This is a genomic window from Gemmatimonadota bacterium (genome assembly GCA_016209965.1).
Classification (GTDB): domain Bacteria; phylum Gemmatimonadota; class Gemmatimonadetes; order Longimicrobiales; family RSA9; genus JACQVE01.
In genome coordinates this window covers 1-7,229 of sequence record JACQVE010000216.1, presented here as the reverse complement: position 1 = coordinate 7,229, position 7,229 = coordinate 1, and the positions used below count along the sequence as shown (strand labels likewise).

Genomic DNA, 7,229 nt, shown 5'->3' with positions numbered 1-7,229 from the left:
GGTGGGAGAAGGCGCGGAGAAGGCCGCCGCACAGGGGCGCGGAAAGCTGCCGGACCCGCTGGCGGGATTGTGACGGCAGAGTCGAGGGATCGGCGGTCAGCGACTCGCCCTCACAGGAGCTCGAATCCCGGCTCGCCCCTGAGGCCCCGGTCGAACGTGACCGTGTGTTGGCAACCGTGGGCCGCGTTGATATGCCCAGCCACGTAATCCGATAGATTCGCACGACCGCTGCGGTAGCTCGAAAGCGCTGCCCAGAGGGCCTCCTTCCTTTCGAATTCCAGCTGCGCAGCGCGGGCGCCAGGCTGTTCGATCTGTTCGGGCTGCTCGCCGCGCTGGCGATGCTGGGGCTGCTGCTCGCGCGCGCGGCGCGCAACCTCCGGGCGCTAGCGCGGATGGAGCCGCCGCGGGCATGAGGGGAAGGCGTCTTCGGAGCCCAAGCCGCCCAGCCAGAGAGAAACGCGGCGAAGGCAGCTTGGAAGGCGCGCCCTTGCTGTCCATAAGGCGTTGGGCCCTGAACACCCCTCGCGGCGACCGCCTTGCGGGGCTATCCTCTTGTCGAGGCAGGGGCACCTTCGAAACGCGCCGGGGTGTAATTCAGGACCCCCTTCGTTCTTGAGTTGGAGGCATCATGATTCGCACTGTTGAAGCCGTCGTCGAAGCGGATGGCCGTGTCCGCCTGCTGGAACGCGTCCAGGTTCCGGGCGCGCGACGCGCTCTCGTCACCATTCTCGACGAGCCGGCCGAAGAATCGGGCACGGTACCCGCATTGCTAAGTGAAGCTGCCCTCGACGATTGGAATCGCCCCGAGGAGGACGAGGCGTGGAGCCATCTTCAGCGGGAGAAGTAGTCCTCGTTTATTTCCCCTTTTCGGATCTTTCCCGTTCGAAGCTTCGGCCGAGCGTGGTGCTCGCTCACGTTGGTCGTGGGGACCACGTCCTTTGTCAGGTCACGAGCAACCCGTATTCCGATCCGTCCGCTCTCGAACTGACTGATGAATCGTTCACTTCAGGCTCGTTGCACCGTGTAAGCTACGCGCGGCCGGGCAAGCTCTTCACCGCCCACTCCTCTTTGATCGAGTCGCGTGTCGGTTCTCTCAGACCTGATGTCCTCGACGAGCTCCTTGATCTGGTGGTCACGCTCCTGCGGCCTCAAGGCTTAACGGATCGGTGAAGTTGACGGGCATGCTGGGCGAGCGCCTGGATGCTGGACCAGATCATCGCAGTGCCAGGCGCGTGGTCGCTGGAGGTGGGCAACGCCCTGACAGCGCTGTTCCGGCGGCACAAGCTAGGGATCGAACAGGCGCAGGAGGCCCTGAAGTCTTTCCACCAGATCCCGGTGCGTCTCGCTGACGTGGGGGTCGCGGCGGCGGTGGAGATCGGCTGGAAGCACCGCATCTACGCTTACGACTCGTACATGCTCCAGTGTGCCCAGCGATACCATACACCGCTGTTGTCCTTGGACACGCCGCAGTGCGAGGTCGCGAGGGCCCTGGGAATCGAAGTGATCGAGGTGTGAAGCATGAAAGTCTACACATACTCGGAGGCGCGGCAGCGCCTAGCTCGGTTGCTCGATGAGGCACGTGAGCGCGGCGAGATTCGGATCAAGCGTCGCGACGGCAGCGAGTTTGCCGTCCGCCCGGTGCGTCCCGGGGGCTCTCCGCTTGACGTGCCGGGCGTCCAAACGGGCCTGACTCGGGAGGACATCATTGCTGCTGTGCGCGAGTCGAGAGAGCGCTCGCCCAAAGTTTCTGGCTAACACAGGTTCCCCTCGGCGCGGGCGTGTCGTCGCCGTTCTAGGCGCTTGAGCGCGCAGATCGTTAAAAAATTCACGATATGGCTTCTCTTCGGGAATTCCCTGTGCCGCGACGGTCGAATCGCGCTGCCCCGAAGGGGCCCCGTTTCCCGGGGGGAAGTCCCGGGAAACGCGTAGCTATCTAGCCAACCTCTGTGTTCTCTGCGCGCTCTGCGGTGAAACGATACGTTACCGTAATTCGGAGCGGGTATAGTAGGGCGTTCGGCTGCCGAAACTGGCACCGCTCGGCTACGGCGACTTGAGCGCGTACAGGTAGGCGTCTGCCGATCCGAAGTAGAGCGTGCCATCGGGCCCGATTGCGGGGCATGCTTCGTTCAGGCTGTTGCCGGTCTGGTACCTCCACAGCAGCGAACCGGCAGAGCTGAACGCGTACATCACCCCGTCGATAGCACCGACGTAAACCGTCCCCTCCCGGCCGAACACCGGCGTGACCAGCACGCCGTACTGTGGCTGGTGGGGATTTGTCGGATTGTAGTTCGGGTTCTGCCCTGTCTGGTAGGACCATAGCGTCTGCCCCGTGCTGGCATTGATGCCGTAGACCTTGCCGTCGCGCGAGGTGCCGGACACGATCACCCCGCCGGTCGAGAGAGACGGCGCCAGGCTCCCCGCCACGTCGGGGCCCGACTCCCAGACCCTGCTGCCGTCGGCATTGAAGGCGTGCAGCCGCCCGCTGCCCGTCGCGTACACCTTGCCGTCGCGGCCGACGGCGGCGCCGCTGACACGGGCGTTATCGAGCTTCACCTGCCAGCGGAGTGTGCCGTCGCTGCGGATCGCGACCAGCGACCCTCCCGGCGTCGAGTTGGGATCGCCCGTCCCCACGTAGATCGTCTGCTCGTCCGGGCTCAGCGCCGGTGAGGCGAGGGGGGCGATGGATCCGTCGGTCTGGTAGCGCCACTTCAGGGTGCCGCCAGAGGTGAGCGCGTAGACGTGCCTGTCCCAGGAGCCGAAGTAGATGGTCCCGTCGGACGCGACGTTGGGCTCGCCGAAGATCCCCAGCGACGGCGTCGGCACCGTGTAGCTCCATATCGGCTGTCCCGTGGCTGCACTGAGGGCGCGAAGCGTGCCGCCGCCCACCGCATAGACCGTGGTCTCGTCGTTCGACAGCGCAGTGGCGCCAATGCCCGGCATGCTGGTCGTCCAGAGCACCTGCCCGCCCGAGCTGAGCGCTGAGACCTTGTTCCCGCCGTTGACGTACACGTTGCCCAGCCGATCCACCGCCATGCTGTTGAAGCCGGTGCCTTCCGTGATGCCCGCGGCCGTGTACCTCCAGCGCAGCGTGGCTGCCTGCGGCCCGTTCACCAGCGCCTGCCCCGTGTGCTGCGGATTGCCGTGGAAGACGCGCCAGGCGGGCAGCGCCGCCGTGAAGGTGACGGCTGTGACGCCGGCAGCCGAGGCCGTGGCCGTCTGGGTCACGCCCGTGCCCAGCGTCCAGCGCGTCTTCGCCTGGCCGCTGGCATCCGTGCTGCTGCTGGCCGGGCTCACGGACCCGCCGCCCGCCGTGGCCGCCCAGCTCACGGCCGCGCCGGCGACGGCGTTGCCGAAGCTGTCGGTCGCCCTCACCACCAGTGAGTCCGTAAGCGCGCCGTTGACGGCGCCCATCTGGGTGTCGCCTCTGACCTTGGTCAACTGTGCCGGCGCTCCCGCGCGGGCGCTGGCAGTGAACGTGACCGGCGACCCCGACAGCCCGGCGGCGGAGGCGGTGGCGGTGTTCGTGATCGGCGTCGTGCCTAGCGTCCAGGTGGCGGACGCCAGACCGGAAGCATCGCTGGTCGCAGAGCTCGGGGAAATCGAGCCGCCGCCCGAGACCGCCGCAAACGTGACGGCGGTCCCGCTTACGCCCGTGCCGCGCGCGTCCGTGACCTTGACCACGATCGCGCTGGCAAGCGCGGCACCCACGGTGCCGCTCTGCGCGTCTCCGGAGACCGCGGCGATCTGGGTCGCCCTCGGGGTCGTGGGCTCGCTGGGCCCCGAGTCGCCGGCGCACGCTGCCAGTGCAAGCACGATTTGCACGGCGGGGAGTCGGTGTCGACAGGGTTGAGCACGCATTGTCAGAAACTCGGGTCAGGGGTAGGGCTCTCCCGGTACGAATATAGCAGCAGGGGTCGGCAATCGTGCAAGCAGGCTCAGGCCCGCACGCCGCTGCTCGAGCAGCCGCCCTGGCCGCGGGTTGCATGCGAGGCATGCGCTGCCTACATTATATGCATGCAATACACGCTGCGCAATATTCCCACTGCGGTCGACCGTGCGCTGCGCGCTCTGGCCCGCCGCGAGGGCAAGAGCCTGAACGAGGTCGCAATTCGGGCCCTGGCCCGCGCCGTCGGTTTGGCGGAGCAGCCGATGCGCCATCGCGACCTCCGGGACCTCGCCGGCACCTGGCACGAGGATCCGGAATTCGACGCCGCGCTGGCCGAGCATGACCGCATCGATGCGTCGCTTTGGTCGTGAGACTCGCGCTTGATACCAATCGGTACGTGGACTTCTGCCGCGGGGTCTCGGAGGTCGTCGCGACCCTGGAGAACGCCGAATCCATCTACGTCCCATTTGTGGTGGTGGGCGAGCTGCGGGGTGGCTTTGCGGTTGGCTCCAGGGGAGCGAGTAACGAGCGCACTCTGCGACGCTTCCTCATGAAGGAGGGCGTCTCAGTGATCTTCGCCGACGAGCAGACCACGCATCATTATGCATCCGTCTATCGACAGCTCCGGAGGCAAGGGACGCCCATTCCAACCAACGACATGTGGATTGCGGCCCTCGTCCTTCAGCACGATCTGGCACTGTACGCCCGGGACCAGCATTTCGAGCACCTGCCGCAACTGGTCCGCGCCTGATTGGCTCAACTTAAGAAGGACGAGGCCCCACCGGCCACGGCCGCGGAGGCTAGCCCGGCCCGGAAAAAGTGTTCCTCCTCTACGGCTCGACCGGCTACACGGGCGCGCTGATCGCGCGGGAGGCCGTGCGCCGCGGGCTCCGCCCGGTCCTGGCCGGCCGCAGCGCAGACACCCTGGCCCGGCAGGCCGCTGAGCTCGGGCTCGAGCACCGCGTCGCGCCGCTCGCCGACCCGAGCGCACTCGATGCCGCGCTGCGCGGCCTGCCGCTCGTGCTGCACTGCGCCGGCCCGTTTTTCCGCACGTCAGCACCCATGGCCAAGGCCTGCCTGCGCAGCCGTGTACACTACCTGGATATTACCGGGGAGCTCGGGGTGTTCGAGGCGCTCGCCGCCCGCGACGCGGAGGCGCGGGTGGCGGGCATCATGCTGCTGCCGGGCGTCGGCTTCGACGTGGTCCCCTCCGACTGTCTGGCCGCCCACCTCCAGCGGCGGCTCCCGACGGCCACGCGCCTGCGGCTCGCCTTCCAGGGCGGCGGGCGCATCTCGCGCGGCACCATGACCACCATGATCGAGCACGCACACGAGGGCGGACGCGTGCGCCGGGGCGGCCGGCTGGTGCGCGTGCCCGTGGCCTGGAAACGGCGCCGCGAGGACCTGGGCGAAGGCCCTGTCGACCTGGTGACCATTCCCTGGGGCGACGTCGCCACCGCGTACCACACGACCGGGATCGGCGATATCCGGGTCTACACGGCCGTCCCGCAGCGGCTCCGGCCCATGCTCCTGGCTATGCGCTGGCTGCGCCCGCTGCTCGCGCTGCGCCCGGTCAAGGCGCTGCAGCAGTGCGTAGTGCGCGCCGGGCCGCCGGGGCCGACGGACGAGGAGCGCGCGCGCGGGCGCAGCCTGCTGTGGGGCGAGGTCTCGGACGACGCGAGCCGGCGCGCGGTCAGTCGCATGCGCGGACCCGACGGCTATACCATGACCGTGTTGACGGCGCTCGCCTGCGTGCAGCGAGTACTGGCCGGCCAGGCGCCGCCCGGATTCCAGACGCCGGCCAGGGCGTACGGCCCGGACCTGATCCTGGAGATCGAGGGTGTCACCCGAGAGGACGTCGAGTAGGAGCGCCGGCCGCCGCGCCGCTCGACAAGGGCGGCAGGCGATCCCATGGTCTTCGAGAGTGAGTTTGCCAGCCTCGGCGACTACGAGCGGGCGCTTCAGAGCGTGCTCGCCGACCCGGACTGGCAGGGCTGGTACCCGAAGTTCCGCAAGCTGATTCGCGGCGGCCGGCGCGACCTCTACCGCATCGTCGAATGAGCTGAGCCGCCGCGCGCGAACGCGGCGGGCGAGACGGCCACGTCGGGGAAGGCGCGGAGCACAGGCGCGTCCGACGTCACCAGCGGGACCCCGATCTGACGGGCAAGGCTGACGAACTCGCAGTCATAGGCCGAAATGCCGGAGGAAGCGGCGAGCTCGAGCACCGGCGCGGAAAGCACCGTGTAGTCCGCTCCCTCCATCAGGCTCTCCGCTCGGTCCATGATCTCGAGTGCGTCGGCCAGCGAAAAAAGACCGCGACGGATGAGGAACCGGAGCACGTTCCGAAACTCGCTGCGCCACAAGAGCGGCGCTCTCCAGTCGGGATCCCGCCGGAACACCCGCCGGGCATCGGCCGTGCGGTCACCGTGGACCAGGAGATCAACCAGCAGGTTCGTGTCGGCAATGATCAAGGACGGCCCTCGTTGATCCCCGCCTCAACATCCTCGAGCGGCAGGTCGATGCGCGGAAGCCTTTCGTGCAGCCGCCTCAAGTCGGCTAGAAATGCCTCAGCGTCCACGCGCCGCGGCCTCAGCACCCGCTCGAAGCAGGCGATCGCCTCCTGGTTGATGCTCCGGCGGTTGCGCTTCGCACTGCGCCGCAGCTCTTCATACAGGGGCTCGGGAACCTTCTTGATCGTAATCGTGGCCACCAGTCCTCCCAAACTGACGGATGCCATTTTGGAACCGTTGTGGAATCTAATCCCGCCAGGGACTCGATCGCAAGAGCCAGCCCCTGAGCGCATCCTGCAGGCATTCCAGCGGCGTGCGGGTTGCCCGGCGCGTCACTACAATACCTTTCGTAGGACGCCGGCAGCAGGAGAGTGAAATGAAGACCTGTGACCGCGCATTATCCCTCGCTTTCGCCCTGGCCCTGGCGCTCGTCCCGGCCGGGCGCACTCCTGCGCAGACAGCGGACACGATCCGCGCCGGCCGCTTCGACCACGGCAAGATGTGGACGTTCGAGTACCCGCCCGCACGCTACTTCTCGGAGACGTACGGCTTCGAGGCCAGCGCGGCCTGGTTCGAGCGCGCGCGGCTGGCGGCGTTGCGCATTCCAGGCTGCTCCGCCTCGTTTGTTTCCCCCCACGGCCTGGTCGTGACCAACCACCACTGCGTGCGCGGCGCGGTTTCCCAGGTCAGCCGTCCGGGCGAGAGCCTGCTGGACAACGGGTTCTACGCGACGTCGCTCGAGGAGGAGCGGCCGGTCGCGAACTTCTACGCGGACCAGTTGATTGCGGCGCTGGACGTGAGCGATGAGGTGCTGCGCGCGGTGGACCCTGGCC

General features: G+C 67.8%; 12 protein-coding genes. 9 read left to right on the top strand and 3 right to left on the bottom strand.

Features of this window, described 5'->3' with window-relative positions:
* The first annotated feature begins 628 nt into the window (after nt 1-628).
* From HY703_08705 to HY703_08690, 4 genes are read left to right on the top strand one after another with little or no spacing between them, the layout of a single operon-like run.
* The gene (locus HY703_08705; GenBank protein ID MBI4545261.1) at nt 629-847 is read left to right on the top strand and encodes a hypothetical protein; all 219 of its coding nucleotides are present in this window, start codon (nt 629-631) and stop codon (nt 845-847) included.
* The gene (locus HY703_08700) at nt 820-1,170 is read left to right on the top strand and encodes a type II toxin-antitoxin system PemK/MazF family toxin (protein MBI4545260.1); all 351 of its coding nucleotides are present in this window, start codon (nt 820-822) and stop codon (nt 1,168-1,170) included. Before HY703_08705 ends, HY703_08700 begins: the two co-directional genes overlap by 28 nt.
* 30 nt (nt 1,171-1,200) lie before the next feature.
* Nucleotides 1,201-1,515 (top strand): type II toxin-antitoxin system VapC family toxin, encoded by a 315-nt coding sequence (locus tag HY703_08695; protein ID MBI4545259.1) that lies wholly within the window; start codon nt 1,201-1,203, stop codon nt 1,513-1,515.
* 3 nt (nt 1,516-1,518) lie between these two features.
* Nucleotides 1,519-1,755, top strand: coding sequence for a type II toxin-antitoxin system Phd/YefM family antitoxin (locus HY703_08690; protein MBI4545258.1), 237 nt, complete (start codon nt 1,519-1,521; stop codon nt 1,753-1,755).
* 285 nt (nt 1,756-2,040) lie between these two features.
* Here the strand turns inward: HY703_08690 and HY703_08685 are convergent, their stop codons facing one another.
* On the bottom strand, nt 2,041-3,708 hold the full coding sequence (locus tag HY703_08685) for a PQQ-binding-like beta-propeller repeat protein (protein ID MBI4545257.1): 1,668 nt from the start codon (nt 3,706-3,708) through the stop codon (nt 2,041-2,043).
* 306 nt (nt 3,709-4,014) lie between these two features.
* Here HY703_08685 and HY703_08680 point away from each other — a divergent pair, with 306 nt between their 5' ends.
* From HY703_08680 to HY703_08665, 4 genes are all read left to right on the top strand, one after another.
* Nucleotides 4,015-4,257 (top strand): hypothetical protein, encoded by a 243-nt coding sequence (locus HY703_08680; protein MBI4545256.1) that lies wholly within the window; start codon nt 4,015-4,017, stop codon nt 4,255-4,257.
* On the top strand, nt 4,254-4,637 hold the full coding sequence (locus HY703_08675) for a type II toxin-antitoxin system VapC family toxin (protein MBI4545255.1): 384 nt from the start codon (nt 4,254-4,256) through the stop codon (nt 4,635-4,637). Before HY703_08680 ends, HY703_08675 begins: the two co-directional genes overlap by 4 nt.
* A 68-nt stretch (nt 4,638-4,705) precedes the next feature.
* Entirely contained in the window at nt 4,706-5,752 is a 1,047-nt protein-coding gene (locus tag HY703_08670; protein MBI4545254.1) for a saccharopine dehydrogenase NADP-binding domain-containing protein, read from the top strand.
* A 45-nt stretch (nt 5,753-5,797) separates the two neighbouring features.
* Nucleotides 5,798-5,947 (top strand): hypothetical protein, encoded by a 150-nt coding sequence (locus HY703_08665; GenBank protein MBI4545253.1) that lies wholly within the window; start codon nt 5,798-5,800, stop codon nt 5,945-5,947.
* Here HY703_08665 and HY703_08660 read toward each other — a convergent pair.
* Together HY703_08660 and HY703_08655 are read right to left on the bottom strand one after the other, a co-directional pair.
* Nucleotides 5,929-6,357, bottom strand: a complete 429-nt coding sequence (locus tag HY703_08660) for a type II toxin-antitoxin system VapC family toxin (protein MBI4545252.1) — start codon at nt 6,355-6,357, stop codon at nt 5,929-5,931. The genes HY703_08665 and HY703_08660 overlap by 19 nt on opposite strands.
* Nucleotides 6,354-6,596: a hypothetical protein gene (locus tag HY703_08655; GenBank protein MBI4545251.1), complete on the bottom strand. Its 243-nt coding sequence runs from the start codon at nt 6,594-6,596 to the stop codon at nt 6,354-6,356. Before HY703_08655 ends, HY703_08660 begins: the two co-directional genes overlap by 4 nt.
* A 176-nt stretch (nt 6,597-6,772) precedes the next feature.
* Here HY703_08655 and HY703_08650 point away from each other — a divergent pair.
* Nucleotides 6,773-7,229, top strand: a 457-nt coding sequence (locus tag HY703_08650) for a S46 family peptidase (protein ID MBI4545250.1), incomplete at its 3' end; no start/stop codon positions are given.

What these genes read in the sequence shown, in the direction of transcription:
- HY703_08695 (MBI4545259.1), top strand. Translation starts at nt 1,201, where the DNA reads ATGCTGGACCAGATCATCGCAGTGCCAGGCGCGTGGTCGCTGGAGGTG.
- HY703_08690 (MBI4545258.1), top strand. Translation starts at nt 1,519, where the DNA reads ATGAAAGTCTACACATACTCGGAGGCGCGGCAGCGCCTAGCTCGGTTG.
- HY703_08680 (MBI4545256.1), top strand. Translation starts at nt 4,015, where the DNA reads ATGCAATACACGCTGCGCAATATTCCCACTGCGGTCGACCGTGCGCTG.
- HY703_08665 (MBI4545253.1), top strand. Translation starts at nt 5,798, where the DNA reads ATGGTCTTCGAGAGTGAGTTTGCCAGCCTCGGCGACTACGAGCGGGCG.
- HY703_08705 (MBI4545261.1), top strand. Translation starts at nt 629, where the DNA reads ATGATTCGCACTGTTGAAGCCGTCGTCGAAGCGGATGGCCGTGTCCGC.